The sequence below is a fragment of the Alicyclobacillus sp. SP_1 genome (genome assembly GCF_024706985.1).
GTDB lineage: Bacteria > Bacillota > Bacilli > Alicyclobacillales > Alicyclobacillaceae > Alicyclobacillus_I.
Genome location: NZ_JAMCCX010000105.1, coordinates 13195 through 30106, shown reverse-complemented (window position 1 = coordinate 30106; position 16912 = coordinate 13195). Strand labels below are relative to the sequence as shown.

The window sequence follows — 16912 nt, the reverse complement described above, 5'->3', positions numbered from 1 at the left end:
CAAAAATCCATCGGCAAAAGCGGTTCTCTCAGAGAGAACCGCTTTCTTTAGATGGCCTTGGTGAAATCCGGAATAAGCGACCTGCCTATGACAAACTCTCAGAATATCCATGCGGATGGCTTTCGTGCCAGCGCCACGCAGTCTCAAGGATGGCCTCCAGATTTGTATAGTCTCGCCGCCAACCAAGCGTCTGCTCTGCCATCGCCGGAGAGGCCACCAACACGGCCGGATCGCCCGCACGCCGTTCCACTTCCCGTACCGCAATCGACCGCCCTGTGACTTTGCGCGAAGCATCAATCACTTGTTTGACAGAGAATCCGGAACCATTGCCCAAATTGAATGCATGCGCTCCGCTCGCTGTCTCCAACCACTCCAACGCCAAGCGGTGTGCCGTGGCGAGGTCACAGACATGGATGTAGTCGCGAATGCAAGTGCCATCAGCCGTTCCATAGTCGGTGCCAAAGACGGAAATGGCTTCGCGCTGGCCGAGTGCTGCTTGCAAGACGAGAGGAATGAGGTGTGTTTCCGGATTGTGGTCTTCTCCGATAGGCACCGACGGATGCGCACCGGCCGCATTGAAGTAGCGGAGCGATGCGGAGCGGACTCCATAAGCCGCACTGGACCAGTGCAGCATCCGTTCAATCCCAAGTTTCGTCTCGCCATAAGGATTGGTCGGCTGTTTTTGCGACGACTCGAGAATGGGAATGTCACTCGGCTCACCGTAGACGGCAGCGGTCGAAGAAAAGACAATGCGGTCGACCTTCGCGGCGACCATAGCGGACAGCAGATGTTCCGTCCCACAAAGATTGTTGCGATAATACGCGAGCGGTTTTTGGACACTCTCTCCAACCAGAGAACTGGCGGCAAAATGGACCACGGCCTCAATACCTCGTGACCTCATCAATTCGACCATCTGCGATTCATCCTGCAAGCTCAATTCGTGAAAGGCTACACTCGGAAAAGGGCGAAGTGCTTCGCGATGCCCTTGGCGCAAATTGTCGACCACCGTCACCTCATGCCCGTGGGCCACCAATTCCGCGACCGTATGGCTACCGATGTAGCCTGCGCCCCCCGTCACCAAAATCCTCACGACAACCACGCCTCCTTTGTCAGTTCCCGCACTCCATCACCGATATCCGTCTGGTAAAATGACGCATCGTAGCCTATCCGCTCTCGATAGACGCGACCGACCGTCTCCATGAAGTCGGACACACAGTCGGTTCTGACCAAAGACACGGTCGATCCGCCAAAGCCAGCGCCAGTCATGCGGCTACCGAGACACCCTGGTACACTCCAAGCGGCTTGTGCCAACGCATCGAGTTCCTCGCCGGTCACTTCGTAGTCATCGCGCAGAGAGACGTGCGAGTCGTGCATCCACTGTCCAAACGTGGCCGCGTCGCCTTGCTCCAGCAATCTTGGCGCATGCTTCGCGCGATGATTTTCAAAGACGACGTGCCGCGCCCTGCGACGAACGACTTCACTTGAAAAGCATTGCACTACCTGCGCAAACTCCTCGACGGAGATGGCCGCCAGATTCGGATACGTCAACCCGGCACGGTGGAGGTCCTCAAGCGCTCGGTCGCACTCACTGCGCCGCTCATTGTACTTCGACTCCACCAGTGAATGGGGTTTGTTGGTATTGGCCAACACCAGCGTCACGCCTTCCAAGGCGATGGGGACATACGCGTACTCCAGCGTATCGCATTGCAAAGACAGCGCATGATGAGCTTTGCCCATAGCCACGCTGAACTGATCCATAATGCCGCAATTGACGCCCACGAAGTGATTTTCCGCAGCTTGCGCCATCACGGCGATATCCGCCTTGTCGATAAGTGCGTTCAATAACCGCGAAGCAGCGTAACCCGTCACGACTTCGACCGACGCGGACGACGACAGCCCTGCCCCGTGGGGTAGATTGCCCACGAAGTAATAGTCCCCGGCTGCTCCTTTTGATAACTCATACCCTTTATTCTGCAACTCGGAGAGCATTCCCAGCGGATAATTGGCAAAATCCTGTTCCGACTGATACTGCAACGAGTCTAATTGTCCATCGACTACTTTTGAGAAAGAACTCGAAGCAAAGCGGACGCGTGAGCCAGGCTGTGGGCGGACGAACAAATACGTGCCGAGCGCCAACGCTGCTGGCAACACATAGCCACCATTATAATCCGTGTGTTCTCCCATCAAATTGACGCGACCTGGCGCAAAGAAGACGCGTATCTCCTCCACGGGACCCGGAGAAAAATCCAAAAACGCTGGCAAGTGCTCTGCAATCAAAGATATCACGACTGTCCCCCCTCGCGCGTTTGAACTCGCAAAATAGCCTCGCGCATCTGAGCCGCCGTCTGCTCGACTGCGGCTGGATTGGCTGCAGCTCCAGCACCCGTCTCTGAAGACGACAGAAACTTGATTTTGTCCGCGCTGCGAAGCGGCGGATAAAACTCTACGTGATAATGGTAATAGCACTCTGCCCTCGGCATGTGAGGAGGCGTGGGGTGCTGCGCCATCATGTATGGGAACTCGCGGTCAAACAATGCGTCCATGCCTGCTGTCACAAGATGCAGGATGTGCGCGAAGTGATGTTTCTCCATCTCTGTGAGAGCATCCAGATTCGGTTTATGTACTTTCGGTGAGATCCACACCCCGTAGGGGAAGTCCGTGAAGTAAGGGATGAAGGCAACAAAGTCTTCGTTCTCCGCAATGACTCGAGTGCCTTCCGCCAATTCCGCGCACACGATGTCACACAGCAGACAGTGTCCCGTGACATCATGATGGTGCTGACACGACTCAAGTTCCGTACGAATTTTGACGGGGAGGAATGGGTACGCGTAAATTTGTCCGTGCGGGTGTTGAATCGTAGCGCCTACTTCCCGACCGCGGTTCTCGAAGATGAACACGTATTGGTGCCGCTCGTCCGCCGTCAGAGCTCGATACCTGTCCGTCCACAGTTCCACGACTCTGCCCAGATGTTCAACAGACAGAGACGAGAGGGACGCATGGTGGTCAGAAGAGTAAAGGACAATTTCACACTTCCCATAAGCGTGGCGGGATCGATAAAGGGACGAAGATGGAGGCTGCGGGTTATCGGGGTGCGGCGACAACACCGGAAAGTCATTGTCATACGCGAATACATCATAGACAGCAGGGACTTTACTCGAACCTGGGCAAAATGGACACTGGCCGCTCGGCATGTCTGGTCGCGCCTGCCGATTGGAAGCGACCATGGTCCAGTCGCGTAGTATGGGATTGTATCGTAGTTCTGCCACAATGCCACCCTCCTGACCGATTGATTGTCATCTATTCAGTCTAACACGAAAGAAAGGTCAGAGCATCCGCTGGCAGTGGGACAATTTCGGTACCAGTCAGTCCTGCTTGGGAGACTGAATCGCAGCGGGGCTATGCCGCATTGCGTCAGGAATGGGCGGTGGTCGCCTCCGTGTCCCCGAGGGGGAGGGTCAGAGTAAACACGGCACCACGAGTACTGTGATTGGATGCGGTCAGCGTGCCGCCGTGGGCATTCGCGAATTCGCGAGCAATCGAAAGGCCAAGTCCCATACCCCCGGTCTCCCGAGAACGCGAGGTCTCTCCGCGGTAAAATCGGTCGAATACGTGCGCGAGTTGATCCGCTGGTATGCCAGGGCCGTCATCGGTCACAGTGCAACGGACGGTCGTCGACAGCCGAACGAGATGCACATCGATACTTCCTCCGGCGGGCGTGTATCGCATGGCATTTCCGAGCAAATTGACCATGATTTGCGTGCATCGATGCGCGTCGACAAACGCAGAGATGTGCTCTGCGGACGTAGAAAAAGACAGCCGCACACGACGTTCCTCGGCTTCAAAAATAAAATTGTCGACAATTCTTCGAACCAGCGCCACCATATCCGTCCATTGGCGGTGCAAAGGAAGCACGCCACCATCTGCAAGCGACAACTGATGCAAGTCATCGACGAGCCTTGTCAGGCGCATAACCTCGTCCAGAATGGGCAGCAACGTCTGCTCATCGGGTGCCACAATGCCTTGTTGAATCAACTCCAACTGACCTTCCATCACCGTCAGCGGGGTTCGCAGTTCATGCGCCACATCCGCCACTAGCCGGCGGCGGGCCGCCTCCGTCTGCTCCAGTCGCTCGGCCATCTGGTTGAACTGTGCCGCGACTCTTCCCAACTCATCCTTGGTCAGCGCAGGTACCCGCACACCCACATCTCCACGCCCGACTCTCTCAATGCCGCGCATCAGTACACCCAATGGTCTCGTCAAACGGCTCGCAAACAAAAGTCCCAAGAAGAGCGCCATCAACGTGGTGGTTAGACCACCGCCAATCGTCGCCACGTCCATCGAGCGCAAGACGCGAATTTGAGCGTCATGTAAACTGTCCGATCCGGTGTCTTCCACGACCACTCGGCCTACCAGCCGACCGTTGATGACGATGTCGGAGCGCATTCCCGACGAGAGTCCATCGTCATCATCCAAATGGTCTCGAGACGCCCCGGAAACATCGCGATGCCCGACACTGGTCAACACCCGTCCATCGGGTGCGAAAATGGTCACTTCCTCGACATAGTTGTGCGGATGGGCGAGATCGGACTGCGTCCGCAGAGCGTCTGCGTAGGACTCCACGCCCGACCAGGAGTCATGATGGGTGGAGTAGTAAAATCCAAGGGACCGCGCCCACTGCTCTGCTTCCCCGTGTTCGGCAATCTCCACATATTGGCCGAACAGGGATAGAAAGTAGCTGTGCGCAATCAAATAGAAAATGGTCGCCATGGAGACCACTAAAAACACCAAAATCGCGGTCAATTTGGTTCTCAGCTTCACGACCCTAACTCTCCAAAACGGTAGCCAATACCGTACACAGTCTGAATATAGACAGGATGAGCTGAGGTATCCTCGAGCTTTTGCCGCAAGTGACTGATATGCGTGTCAATGGTGCGTTCATAATTCAAATATTCTTCTCCAACCGCGGCCTTCAACAATTGCAAGCGGCTATAAACGACTCCCGGACGCTCAGCTAATGTCAACAGCAGCTTAAACTCGGTCGGAGTGAGGGGCACCTCTTTACCCTCTTTCCAGACCCTCACTTTCGCTTCATCAATGCGCAGACTGCCACGCTCCAAAACGCGATCCTCATCCACTTCCTCGCCCATGCGCCGCAACACCGATTTGATGCGCGCCGACAACTCGCGAAGAGAAAATGGCTTTGCCAAATAGTCGTCCGCACCCATTTCTAGCCCCAGGACTTTATCCGTCTCCTCCGCCTTTGCGGTGACCATAATAATGCCGAGTCGAGAAGTTTTACGCAATTCACGGCAGACCTCCAGTCCGCTCATACCCGGCAACATCCAATCCAAGACGACGAGATGAGGAGACAATTCCTGAGCTTTCCGCAACGCTTCTGGCCCGCTCGACGCACTGCTCACTTCAAATCCTTCGCCTTCTAGAAAAGGCTTCATAAAGTCCATCACCTTAGTTTCATCGTCCACGAGCAGCAAATGATAAGACACGACTGCACCTACTTCCTGATTGGCTCTATGGTCAACTCGCAGGAATCCGCCTGCGGACCCCGACTGGAAGCCGATACGTCACCGCTTGGTCGCCCAGTTGATGCCATGCCTGCAAAAAATCAGACTTATTCACCGCTTCGGCTTTCTCTCCATTCAGCGGATTGTTGATAAACAGTTGGGTGGCGTTATATCCCACGAGCAAGACCACATGCTCTTCGAACGTCGCCCTTATTGGACCTTGCGGACTTTCCCAGGTGACCCAGTCATCCGTTGGTTGGAAGGTCGCAGTGGTCCAAAGCATGACCGGGCGGCCCGCCGCGACACTGGCGAGATCGACCGAAAAAGGCTTATCCGTCAAGTCCACAGCAGCCCCTGGGACAATGCTGTCCAAAAAGCGCGCTACTGGGCCGTGATAGATTCCATACCCATCAGCACTAGAGTAAACATCTCCAACAAACCCTACATTTGGGTCACCCCAGTATTTCGGAAGACCATTAGCTCCTTCAATGAGCTGCGCCTTGGCCAAGGGCATGTGAGCGGCCAACCACATTTTGCTGACGGGATGGTGCATGGCTGTCAGCATCATTGACAAGCTGGTCATTTCACACCCATCGGGGAGTTGGGGCAATTGCGACTGAGCCGGCACGCTCAAAAGCACACTCTGCGGCAGTGGCGCTGGTCGTTGTTTTGCTAGAACAGATTGTGTTGGATGCGTAGAAGGGTGTTGCGACTGTGGTGAGCGCAATGCCGAGCGGGCGGGAGACCGTCGAAGGCTGGCACTGCGCCCAGAGATGCCGAGAACGTGAGGAAGGTAGGCGATAGAGAAAGCCACCGCCGCGGTGAACGCTGCTCCTAACAAGAGCGCCGCGGTGCGCCGCCCGCTCCGGCGCCTGCTGGCCATGGGTCGCCGACCACGACGGCCCCTGTGTTTATTCACATTCCGCCCCCCCTCTCGCTGAACGCTGTCTGGTCCAAATCTCCGTCAAGTCGATGTGTTTCCAGTGTACATGGTGCGGATTCAATTGACCATGGTCTATCTTGGCATGGTATTTCCTCACACCGTGCATAGACAGATTACGCTTCTCGACGCACCGACAATCTCTGTTGGTCCGCTCCAACGCTTTCGGTCGAAGGCATGGCCCACATAGCCAAGGTGAAGACCGTCCACAATTCACGCCACGCCGCCTGCCGGCCTCTCGCATGGTGAACGAAAAGCTCGTCAACGTAACGGAGGTTGAGATATTCACGTACCGGACTTGCGCTGATGACGTCGCGAATGTGGTCCTTCAAAGAGTGCTCCAGCCATTTTGACACGGGTACCGGAAAGCCTAGTTTTGGCCGTCTTGCCGCTGCTTCCGGAACAATCGGACGAACTGCCTCACGGAGAGCATACTTCGTCGTCTGCCCATGAATGCGCAGGTGCTCCGGCAAAGCTGTCGCTGCGGCAAAGACGCGTTTATCGAGAAACGGCACCCGTAGTTCCAAGGAATGGGCCATGGTCATCTTGTCAGCTTTCATCAAAATATCCCCCGGCAACCAGGTCTGCAAGTCTACCAACTGCATGCGTGTAATATCTCCCGCGCTCGTCTGGTCTTGATACACTTCATCCGTGACCGCAAATGAAGAATGCACATAACTGTGCTTCGCAAAGAGCTCCGATTTTGCGTCCTCAGAGAAAATTTTTGCATTGCCCACAAACCGGCGTTCGAGGGGAACTGCGCCGCGCTCCAGGAAGCTACGACCCTTCATACCGTCCGGAAGAAGGCGTGCCACTTTCCCTATGCGCATGCGAACACTTGGCGGGAGATGTTCAAAGACGCGCAAGGAATTCGGCTCATGATAGATGGGATAGCCTGCAAACAATTCATCCGCGCCTTCTCCGGACAGTACGACTTTCACTTCGCGTGCAGCCAACTCTGCCACAAAATACAGAGCACAGGCGCTGACGTCCGCAATCGGCTCGTCCAAAGCCACCAACATTTTCGGCAAAGTTTCAAGGAAAGTAGGAAGGGAAATGGATACCTCGTGATGGCGCGTTTGCAGTTGACGGGCGGTCGCACGAGCCGCCTCAAGCTCATTGCGAGTTCCATATTCATCATCAAATCCGACCGAGAATGTGTTCACGTCTGCATCGACCTCGCGCATCATCGCAACGATAGCCGTCGAATCCACACCACTCGACAAAAACGCCCCATACGGCACATCCACACTCATGTGCAGTCGTACAGACTCGCGCAGGGCACTCTGAATTCGTTCGATATGAACTTCCAAGCCACCCTCCGTGTCCGACAAAAAGGACGGCCGGAAATAACGGGTAATTTGAATTTGGCCTTTTTTGTAACGCATGTAGTGTCCAGGTGGCAATTTGTGAATCGAGGAATACATCGTTTGTGGATCCGGCACGTATTGAAAAGTGAAATAATCCCACATTGATTGTGCATCGAGTTTTGCGCTCACACGACCCGTCGCCCGCAATGCCCGCACCTCAGAGGCAAAAGCAAATTCGGAAGAAGTGTGCGTGTAGTAAAGCGGTTTGATGCCAAATGGGTCTCGAGCCAAATACATCTCCCGCCGCTCCCGGTCCCAAATAGCAAACGCAAACATTCCGCGCAACTGGTGAACGAGTTCCATGCCGTGCTCTTCGTATAAGTGAACCAACACTTCCGTGTCGGATTGAGTGGCAAACACGTGTCCACGCGCGACAAGCTGTTCCCGCAATTCCTGATGGTTGTATATTTCTCCATTGAACACAACCCATACCGTCTCACGTTCATTCGACATAGGTTGATGTCCACGCGCCAAATCGACAATCGACAGGCGACGGAATCCCATGGCTACTTCTCCATCCAGAAAAAAGCCTTCGTCATCCGGACCTCGATGAAACATCGCTTGCGTCATCCGCAGAACCATGTCTGCATCCACGACCCGCCCCATCGGTTCGACAAATCCACAAATGCCACACATGACTTCACTGCCCCATTTCGTTGAACCGTCTATTGGTCTAAAAAGTTCGCTATGTTCATGGTTGCCTGCAGTATAGAAGTTCATCCGCGACAGGAGGTTAAAGAACTGTGTCCCACTTGTGGTAAACCTGTGGAGATGCGCGGTGGATACTTACCGCTCTGCTCAGACTTCTGCCGACTGGCTTGGACTCATCCTTCGCGATACGGTCTCTGCGAATGCGCTATAATCAACCCATCGAATGGTGGAAGGATGAACAAACGCGTGGCAAAATCACTGACGGTCACCCAGTTAAATGCATGGTTCGGGCGCCAACAGGTGCTCAAAGACATCTCAATGTCGATTGAAAAGGGCCAGGTGACTGCATTGATTGGCCCCTCCGGATGCGGAAAATCAACTCTGGTCCGATGCTTTAATCGGATGCACGAGACGAATCCAACTGCACGCATAGGAGGAACTATTGTACTCGGCGAAGAGGACATTCTCGCCTTACCTCCAGCCACCGTCCGCCGCCGCATCGGCATGGTGTTTAAAGAACCCAATCCGTTTTTTCACTTCTCCATCTACAATAACGTTGCCATTGGGCTAAAACTTTCGGGTCTGCGGAGCAAGCGAGACGTGCGCGAACGCGTGGAGCAAAGCCTACGCGAATGTGCTTTGTGGGATGAGGTCAAAGACCACCTCAATGAAGACGTCCGACAGCTCTCTCTCGGACAACAACAAAGACTCTGCATGGCGCGAGCCTTGGCGATGGAACCGCACGTCCTGTTGATGGATGAACCAGCCTCCGCACTCGACCCCGTATCGACCGTGCGCATCGAAGAACTCATCGATCAAATCAAAGGGAGGTTGACCATCGTCATCGTTACCCACAACTTGCAGCAAGCGGCAAGAATCGCGGACAATACGGCATTTTTTCTCGAAGGCGAACTTGTTGAACTAGGGGAGACTTCGTCCGTCTTCACCAGACCCGCAGATGCGCGGACAGAAGACTACATTGCTGGGCGCTTCGGTTGAGATTCTCTGTGCTTGCGGCCGATTCGAGCCAGCCCGTGCAGGAGCAACAAAAGTACGAGCAAAAGGAGTAGCGCCGCCGACGCCAGATGTTTCTTGTTGCTGTTGGCGGTGGTCACGAACAAGAGCACAGTCTCCGTCAAGTATGGGATACCACCATGGCGACTAGCGGGGCCAGACAACTGGCTGACCCACCCAGCTGTGAACAGAAGCGGGGCGGTCTCCCCAATGCAGCGGGCCGTCAAAATGAGCAGTTCTCGGGTCAGTTTTCCGAGTGCAGGGCGCGCCAAGACACGCGTGACGACCTGAACGCGGGTCAGTCCAAGTGACAGCGCCGCTTCACGAGAAGACTTGGGGACACGTGAGAGAATCGCATCTGTAGATCCAAGCACTGACGGGAGTAAGATGACCACCAAGGCCACCACCGCGGCCCACAGGGAAAACACAGTTCCTCCATCCCAGACAAGAAGGACATAGACTGCGTAGCCGGCGATGACCGACGGCATCCCAGAGAGCAGATGAGAAAACACCCGAAGCACGTTCCCCAAGCGAAGCGTGGCCAACTCCGCGGTAAAAATGCCCCCCGCCACACCCACTGGCACGCTCACCACCCATGCGATGACTGTCAAGAACAGAGAAATGAAGAGTGGTCTGAGTAGACTCATAGTGCCTTCCGCACTGAGAAACATCTGCCCCGTCATGGCGATGGCTCCTTGACGAATGACAAACAAGAGGATGTCAGCGAGCGTGAGCATAACGAGCACGAAGCAGACCCATCCTATGCCCCAAGCAAGGCGGCTCCACAGAAACCCTGCGATGGAACGTCTCACCGCTCTCCCCTCCTGATGGGCGGTCTAAACGACCGCGTCTCCCGAACGAATCCCAAAGCGAGTCCATTCGTCAGTGCGGTCACGCCGAACAAGACAAGCGCCAACAGCGCCAGTCCCTGCATATCCTCTGTGGACCATGATTGACCGTGAAAAAAGCGTTCCAAGAGCATCGACGCAACCGTGTTCACCGGTGGTCTTGACGTTGCGGCAGAGAGCGCCCCTCGCAACGGAAACCAAGCCTTATCCCACGTAATCCCTCCACCCACAATCCATACCGCGACCGCCTCACCCAGAGCGCGACTCCACCCGAGCAAAATGCATCCAACCACCGCGCGCCGCGCGTGAGGAAGACTCACATATCGCACGACCTGCCAATCCGTCATGCCCACACTGAGACCCGCTTCTCGGACCAACTCAGGTACTTGCAACAAAAGGTCTCGGACCGTAACCGTGATGAGCGGTGTAGCGAGCAAGGCCAGCACCAGTGAGATAGACAGCAGCCGATAGCCTTGTGCCAATACCGGTTGAAGCCAAGGAACAGCTTGAGAGAGCCGCCAAAGCGAAGGCTGAACAAACGCTTGAAGATGAGGGACCAGCACGACTAGACCCCAAATCCCGACCATCACACCGGGAACCGTCGTGAGAAATTCTATTGGAAGCGACATCCACCAACTCACTCGCCCTCGCACCCGGTAGGCGAGAATCGTCGCAATCGAAATGGACACGGGAACTGCCACAATGAGGGCTCCTGCAGACAGCAAAAGCGTCGTCCACAACAATCGAATCACGGACCATGATGCTATCCAATCACGGTTGCCTCCCGACTGAGCGAGGGGCGCGGACATCGAGACGAGCAGGGCGAACACACCACAGAACAGCAACAGCGGCATCACCGCTGCCGCCCCGGACAACAAGAAAAACCAGCGGTCGCGTGCGGTCGCTTGACGAAATTTTTTCAACACCCGACATGGTCCCTCCCCCGGTCAACACGGTCTCTTCGCTCTGCGAACGCTAACCACCCCACGGCAGGTCCCAGAACTCAGATTCCCACACTACCACAGGGACGGCCGAGTGACTAGTCGCCGCTGCCAACACGTCATGATTACAGGCTGACAAAGGACAATAGCGCTTCGCCCAACTGCTCTAAAGCAACGGACAAATAGCGATAAAATGTCGGCCGACTGACGTTGCAGAGCGGATAGGCTTTATTGACGTTTCCACCACACTCCAAATACAGCACCCGCAACAGCGATTGAGACGACACGGTCAGTGGAGCAGGCGGGACCTCCTCGGAGAGTGACCTCTGAAACCAGTCATAGAGCGTATCACCATCCAACTCCAGACCTTTCGCCAACTCAGTGGCATACAATTTTTTGGGCGATCTCGCTACGGACAACGCCTCACGCAGCAACGAAACATCCACCGCCACTGGCCCTCCCATTTTCGCCGCCGACTGCGCAGCTTCCAGCAGTCTCCTCGTCCAGCGAACAAATCCGTCCTCGCGAAGGTCCAGTTCAAACACTTCCGCTGTGTACTCCGTGGTGTCGCACTCGCGACTGACCGTCTCTCTGCGCGAAAAGCCCAATCGGGTTAAGAGTTCTTTTAATGCTGGATGTGTGACCACCAGGGCAAAACGAATGCCCTGCCCGGACACAGAAAGGGTGTCCTTCGCCAAGGCTCCAATCATCTCCGCCCCTGAATAATCAACGGCATCAAACGCGAATGCGCCGAGCACCGCAAGAAAGCAATGTGCTTCTTCTAGTGGACAGGCAACATTCTCACCGGGAAAACACTCGCGAACTTCGGTTGCAAAGTGCCGAAGGACGAGTGGAGCAGTGCCCTCGTGTAAGAGCACACTGATGAACATGGCGACGACTTGACCCAGTTCATTGCGAATGACTCGAAAGCACTCTGGAAAGGACAAGAATAGTTCTTCCAAAAAGTCATGATAAGCTTGCTCTTCTCCAGGGTCTACGCTGTACGTGCACCAGTCGTCTAAAATGGCATGCAGTCTCGGCAAGTCGTCACGGCGAGCCGAGACCACCTCGTACTTCAGCGGATCGACCGTGACGTCTGCATAGTCACTGTGATACTCAAAAGCATCCAGCGCAAGCGTCAAGAGACTCCGAGCGTAAAGCATCTTTACTTCAGGTCGGGCACTCAGCAACTTGCGCTGGAGGTAGTCGTGCAGTCGAAAGCGCAGACGAGCCAAGCGCTGTGGTTGGCGTGAGCGAAAGTCAAACAAGAGATGTGAGCGAGCCACGTCATGCAGCGCAAGCAACGAAGGAGTACCGACCACGAAGGAGATGTCCATGAGTTGGTGGTATTTTTTCTGTGTAAACGTGGGACCGAGTAAATCTCGGAGTACGTCATGATTGGTCGAAGAGAGTATGGTCAAAATGTCGACCGCTGTGTGAAGAGACTCGTCCACTAGGTCTTGCAGCAAATGCCCGCTAACTTTCGCAGCGACAAACTGCAATAATGCATCCCCTTTGAGACCACTGTGAACGGCTTCGACGGCAAGTTGAAGCGAAAGTGGGTGGCCGCCCGTCAGGTGAATCAGCGGATCGACCTGCGTTGGGAGGATGTGCTTGTGCCTTAAGAAGTATTGCTGCATGTCCGCTTGGGACAAATGGCCTAAGGGCATGACTTGAAGGCGCTCTTGCCAGTAGTCATGCGACTCCCATATGTGGGAAATATGCTGTCGAGAGGCACTGACAAACAGCACATTGACATCCGGCAACCGCGAGAAAAAGTCCTCCATCAACCATGTTTCCATCGCACGCAACGCCTCAAAATTATCAATGGCGATAACAAATTTGCGACCCCTTAGAAGTAAGGGTAACTGAGCAAACCCGTGGGGTCGATTGGGCCCCAGCTCCATGTCCAAGGAGGTTCGCAAGTACTCTAGAAATCCAGTCGGGCTGGGTGAAGACAGACGTCCATCAAGGCGAATGGCAACTTGGTCGTGGCCACGCGCCATCTTAATAAATTCTGCCAGCAAGCTGGACTTCCCGATGCCTCCCATGCCGGAGACGGTCCACATTTGAGTTGGGGGTTCTGAAGCCTGAACCCACTTGCGAAATGTCTGAATTTCCGCAACCCGACCCACAAACGGCCGCTGCACTCGAGCATTTGCCACGTTTTGACTAGATGACGTCGGCAATGTTCTCTTCCACCCTTTCTGAAACGCGAGGCACCGTCACAGCGAGAATGACAAGCGCTGCAGCAAAGCTAGCGACAGCACTCGTCGCGAACATGGCGCGATAATCGTCACCAAAGAGTCGGATGAATGCACCGACTATCGGCGCGGCGAGCAGAAGGGCCACCGACTGCACCAGATTGGACATTCCGTAGAGTCCACCGCTGAGTTGATTGGCAGCGAGTTCATCCGATACGGCGCGGCGAAGCAAATCCGACACAAAAGCATAAGACACAGTCATATTAAGGGACCAAAAGACACCAGCTACCCCGACCAACAGGAAAGCTTGCGGTACGGTCTGGACAGAGTATCCTAACACAACTAGAATTCCGAATCCGATAGCCGCGACTACCAACAGCCACTTTGGCGATACTCTCCGATACAGCGCTCCAGACAGTAGACTCACAACAACGACAACCGCCGTAAACACAGACATGATAAGTCCCGAATCGAGAACCGTCCCATGCAAGTCTTTGACTGTAAAAAGAGTAAAAAAGGAGGCAATCGCTTCGAAAGCAATCCAAGAGAGACATTGAAACAGAAAAAAATATCTCAAATTACCAAATAGCAGCGGACGATAGGAACGCAAAGATGGTTTCTCACGAACTACGCGTTCTGGACGCTCTATCACGAACAGTCCCGTCACAAGACCCCCTGCAGCAATGAGGACGCCCGTCAACAGATAGGCCACGGAATGATTCATTTCCCACAATATCGGAATAACGAGAAACGACAAGAGGTTTCCAATTTGCCACCAAAAATTCAAATAACCAGACGCTATTCCCCGCTGCTCGAGCGGTGTGATTTCCGGCATCCATGCTTGATACGGACTGAGCGAGGACTGTTCGAACGCATAGAAAATAGCCAGTGCAAGAACCGCGAAGAAAACGTGGTGTACACTACAAAAAGTCCACCAAGCGACGGCTGCAATGGGGAGACAGACCATAACATACACCTTGCGACGAAGCCATGGCCGACGCGTTCGGTCACTCCAATACCCCGTCAGAGGGTTTAGAACCAAACCAAAGAAACCTTCTAATCCGAGAATGAGTCCAATGAGAAAAGGTGCTGGTAAAATCACTTGCAGTAGGTTTGCCGCAAACACCTTGTTCGCGGCAAACCCAACATTTCTGCTTAGCCCAGCCATGCCTAGCCAGTGTGTTTGTCGCAAATTGGACGATTGCCGCTCACTCATCCCGGTCCCCCGCGTTCTTACAAACTTCAGATTCTCCGTTTACTCTTTGCAATTCGATTCGCAATGACAATTATCCTGCAATTGTCGGGAAAATCCGACGTTATCTCTCCATCGGTCGACACATGGATGAACGTGGTTCTAGTCGTGATCGCAACGTCCCATGACTATCGCGAAACGACTGCGCGAAATTTCCTAACACGTCACCCCTTAGAACCAGCCGAAGCGGTTCGGTTGGACGTTGGGTCATACTTCCCCATAACTTTGGTGAACAAAATCACATACGCGAGTTGCAAAGCAGAAGCGATGACAAAGGGCCAAAAAAGAGACCCCATATCGAGCAACCAACCCCCAATGGCAGGGCCGAACGACGCAGCCAAGCTCCAACTCAAATTGTTTAAACTACTCGCGAAGCCCCGTCGTTGATTGCGGACCAGACCAACGGAGAAAGCCTGTCTCGCACCCATCGAGCCACGATTGACGATGGAGCGGACGACATAGAGGGTTGAGGCGATGCCAAATGTCGGGACAAACGGCATGGCAATGAGCATGGCGACACCCAGTAGCCGGGGTAACGTAATCGCACTAACCAGACCAACCCGCTGCGATAGCTTGCCAATTCCAATCGACGAAATGCCCGTTAAAATGAAGGTGATAGCGTAAATCGACCCGATGGCCGTAGGTCCGACGCCAAAGCGAATATCAAACCAATAGGGGAGTAGTGGCGCGACGAGGCCGACCCCTAAAGAGTTTACGAGATTCACCAGAACCAGTAACAACAGTGCCCTGTTTTCTCGCTTGCGGACCGTCTGTTCTTGTGCAGCCACAGCCTCTTTCTCCTCCGTCGTCGCACTCTCTGGCACCTCGTCAGCCACTGATTTGTCATCTTGAATGAAGACAATCTGAACAAAATTGACAACGGCGACGAAGAGATTGAGTAGGAAGAGAGGAAGATACGCGGCTGCGCCAACGACCCCAGGTAATAAATGGGGCAAAATGCCAGCCAATGCTGATCCAATCGCCATACCCCAAAACTGCAGAGCGGCGTTAAAGCTAAACACGGAGCCTCGCTTTTTTCCACTGATGTGTTGGGCTAACCAGGCTTGTTCCGCCGGAGCGAATGGTCCTGAATTCCCGTTGGCTCCTCGCCCAAATCCAAAGAGAACGGCTGATAAGATGAGAATCCAAATGTGCGGAAACGCCGCGATGGCTGCGGTGGCTAAAATCAGGCCAAGTTCATAGAGGAGTAAGAATCCCTTGCGTCCAAAGCGGTCACTCGTGACGCCCACGAGTAAACTGAGCGCGGCATTGGCGAGTCCCCCACCCATCAGCAAAAGTCCTATTTCACCTGCGTCCCACCCGCGTGCCGCGAGGTACAGGGTGAAATCGACGCCAAGAGCGCCTTGACCGATACTGCGCAGAAATCTGGTTTCAATCAGCCGCCGCGTAGACGGATGCAGGGAAGTCCAGAATTCCAGGCGTTGGGATAACCAGTTCACGTGACACACACCCTTTCGCGGCAAAAAAAGATGGCCCATGCTGAGCCATTGACTGCATGCCTTTATATTTTACTACTCGAAATGTCGGAATCAAATGAACCAGAGAGTATGACCTGTTAGCACCTGTTTTAGTGAATGTGCAGTGCTAAAAAATTTGCGTGGTGGAACAAACTCACAACCCAATACCCTCCGGTTGTAATGATGAATGCGGAAGCTACCATCCCGATGAGAATGCTGATAAGCGCGCGCACCGGATTCCATCCAAGACCATAAGACACAGCGACGGACGCATATGCTCCAAGAAAAGGAGACAAGAGCACGAGCCCCCAGACACCGTAACGGCCAAATTTCCCCGACCATTTTTCTGCTTTTTTTAACTTGCGACCAAGCCACCGCCACCGCCGAGTAATCTGCTGAAACATTAAGAGTAAAAAAGGCAACGGAATGCAATTCGCCAGTATGCTGATAACGGCGCCTGGAACTGGGTGAAACCCCAGAGGGACACTGGCCAAAGCGGCTGGCTGCGCCTCGAGCAAAATGGACCCACCAATCAGGGACAGTGTCAGGAGCGTCTTTCCCTGCATGATGCCAATCCACAGCGCACTTAAAAAGAACGTCAAGGAGGCGCCGATACAAAACAGCAACAACTGAAGAAAACTCCGTGGCTGCATCTGTGGTTGACCAAAACGCATTCCCGACGCCAACACCTC

At 54.3% G+C, this 16912-nt stretch carries 14 protein-coding genes; 1 reads left to right on the top strand and 13 read right to left on the bottom strand.

Translation table 11 applies throughout. From position 1 onward, the window contains the following. Positions 1 to 85 precede the first annotated feature (85 nt). The 7 genes from galE to asnB all read right to left on the bottom strand — a co-directional run bounded on the left by galE (position 86) and on the right by asnB (position 8468). Positions 86 to 1090, bottom strand: coding sequence for a UDP-glucose 4-epimerase GalE (galE, locus tag M4I36_RS16350; protein WP_258112829.1), 1005 nt, complete (start codon positions 1088 to 1090; stop codon positions 86 to 88). Continuing rightward, the gene (locus M4I36_RS16345) at positions 1087 to 2286 is read right to left on the bottom strand and encodes a galactokinase (RefSeq protein ID WP_308661365.1); all 1200 of its coding nucleotides are present in this window, start codon (positions 2284 to 2286) and stop codon (positions 1087 to 1089) included. Before M4I36_RS16345 ends, galE begins: the two co-directional genes overlap by 4 nt. Then, the gene (gene galT / locus M4I36_RS16340) at positions 2283 to 3266 is read right to left on the bottom strand and encodes a galactose-1-phosphate uridylyltransferase (protein WP_258112828.1); all 984 of its coding nucleotides are present in this window, start codon (positions 3264 to 3266) and stop codon (positions 2283 to 2285) included. Before galT ends, M4I36_RS16345 begins: the two co-directional genes overlap by 4 nt. A gap of 145 nt (positions 3267 to 3411) precedes the next feature. Next, on the bottom strand, positions 3412 to 4818 hold the full coding sequence (locus M4I36_RS16335) for a sensor histidine kinase (RefSeq protein ID WP_258112827.1): 1407 nt from the start codon (positions 4816 to 4818) through the stop codon (positions 3412 to 3414). Beyond that, positions 4815 to 5504, bottom strand: coding sequence for a response regulator transcription factor (locus M4I36_RS16330; RefSeq protein WP_258112826.1), 690 nt, complete (start codon positions 5502 to 5504; stop codon positions 4815 to 4817). Before M4I36_RS16330 ends, M4I36_RS16335 begins: the two co-directional genes overlap by 4 nt. Positions 5505 to 5535: 31 nt before the next feature. Beyond that, positions 5536 to 6441 carry a C39 family peptidase gene (locus tag M4I36_RS16325; RefSeq protein ID WP_258112825.1) on the bottom strand — a complete coding sequence of 302 codons (906 nt, stop codon included), beginning with the start codon at positions 6439 to 6441 and terminating at the stop codon, positions 5536 to 5538. 137 nt (positions 6442 to 6578) lie between these two features. After that, positions 6579 to 8468 carry an asparagine synthase (glutamine-hydrolyzing) gene (gene asnB, locus M4I36_RS16320; RefSeq protein ID WP_258112824.1) on the bottom strand — a complete coding sequence of 630 codons (1890 nt, stop codon included), beginning with the start codon at positions 8466 to 8468 and terminating at the stop codon, positions 6579 to 6581. Between the two features lie 261 nt (positions 8469 to 8729). Here asnB and pstB point away from each other — a divergent pair, with 261 nt between their 5' ends. Further along, positions 8730 to 9482: a phosphate ABC transporter ATP-binding protein PstB gene (gene pstB, locus M4I36_RS16315; RefSeq protein WP_258112823.1), complete on the top strand. Its 753-nt coding sequence runs from the start codon at positions 8730 to 8732 to the stop codon at positions 9480 to 9482. Here the strand turns inward: pstB and M4I36_RS16310 are convergent. The 6 genes from M4I36_RS16310 to M4I36_RS16285 all read right to left on the bottom strand — a co-directional run bounded on the left by M4I36_RS16310 (position 9458) and on the right by M4I36_RS16285 (position 16894). After that, on the bottom strand, positions 9458 to 10309 hold the full coding sequence (locus M4I36_RS16310; protein WP_258112822.1) for an ABC transporter permease subunit: 852 nt from the start codon (positions 10307 to 10309) through the stop codon (positions 9458 to 9460). The genes pstB and M4I36_RS16310 overlap by 25 nt on opposite strands. Then, entirely contained in the window at positions 10306 to 11271 is a 966-nt protein-coding gene (locus tag M4I36_RS16305) for a PstC family ABC transporter permease (RefSeq protein WP_258112821.1), read from the bottom strand. Before M4I36_RS16305 ends, M4I36_RS16310 begins: the two co-directional genes overlap by 4 nt. A 140-nt stretch (positions 11272 to 11411) precedes the next feature. Further along, on the bottom strand, positions 11412 to 13475 hold the full coding sequence (locus M4I36_RS16300; protein WP_258112820.1) for a hypothetical protein: 2064 nt from the start codon (positions 13473 to 13475) through the stop codon (positions 11412 to 11414). Continuing rightward, entirely contained in the window at positions 13459 to 14706 is a 1248-nt protein-coding gene (locus M4I36_RS16295) for an MFS transporter (protein WP_258112819.1), read from the bottom strand. The genes M4I36_RS16300 and M4I36_RS16295 overlap by 17 nt, the downstream gene beginning before the upstream one ends. A gap of 200 nt (positions 14707 to 14906) precedes the next feature. Beyond that, a complete protein-coding gene (locus M4I36_RS16290; protein WP_258112818.1) occupies positions 14907 to 16202 on the bottom strand; it encodes an MFS transporter in 1296 nt (431 codons plus the stop codon). Positions 16203 to 16330: 128 nt separating this feature from the next. Continuing rightward, complete coding sequence (locus M4I36_RS16285) at positions 16331 to 16894, bottom strand: small multi-drug export protein (protein WP_258112817.1); 564 nt, start codon at positions 16892 to 16894, stop codon at positions 16331 to 16333. Positions 16895 to 16912: the final 18 nt, after the last annotated feature.

Excerpts from the sequence above, each read along its gene's own strand:
- asnB (WP_258112824.1), bottom strand. The coding sequence starts at position 8,468 with ATGTGTGGCATTTGTGGATTTGTCGAACCGATGGGGCGGGTCGTGGAT.
- M4I36_RS16295 (WP_258112819.1), bottom strand. The coding sequence starts at position 14,706 with ATGAGTGAGCGGCAATCGTCCAATTTGCGACAAACACACTGGCTAGGC.
- M4I36_RS16285 (WP_258112817.1), bottom strand. The coding sequence starts at position 16,894 with ATGCGTTTTGGTCAACCACAGATGCAGCCACGGAGTTTTCTTCAGTTG.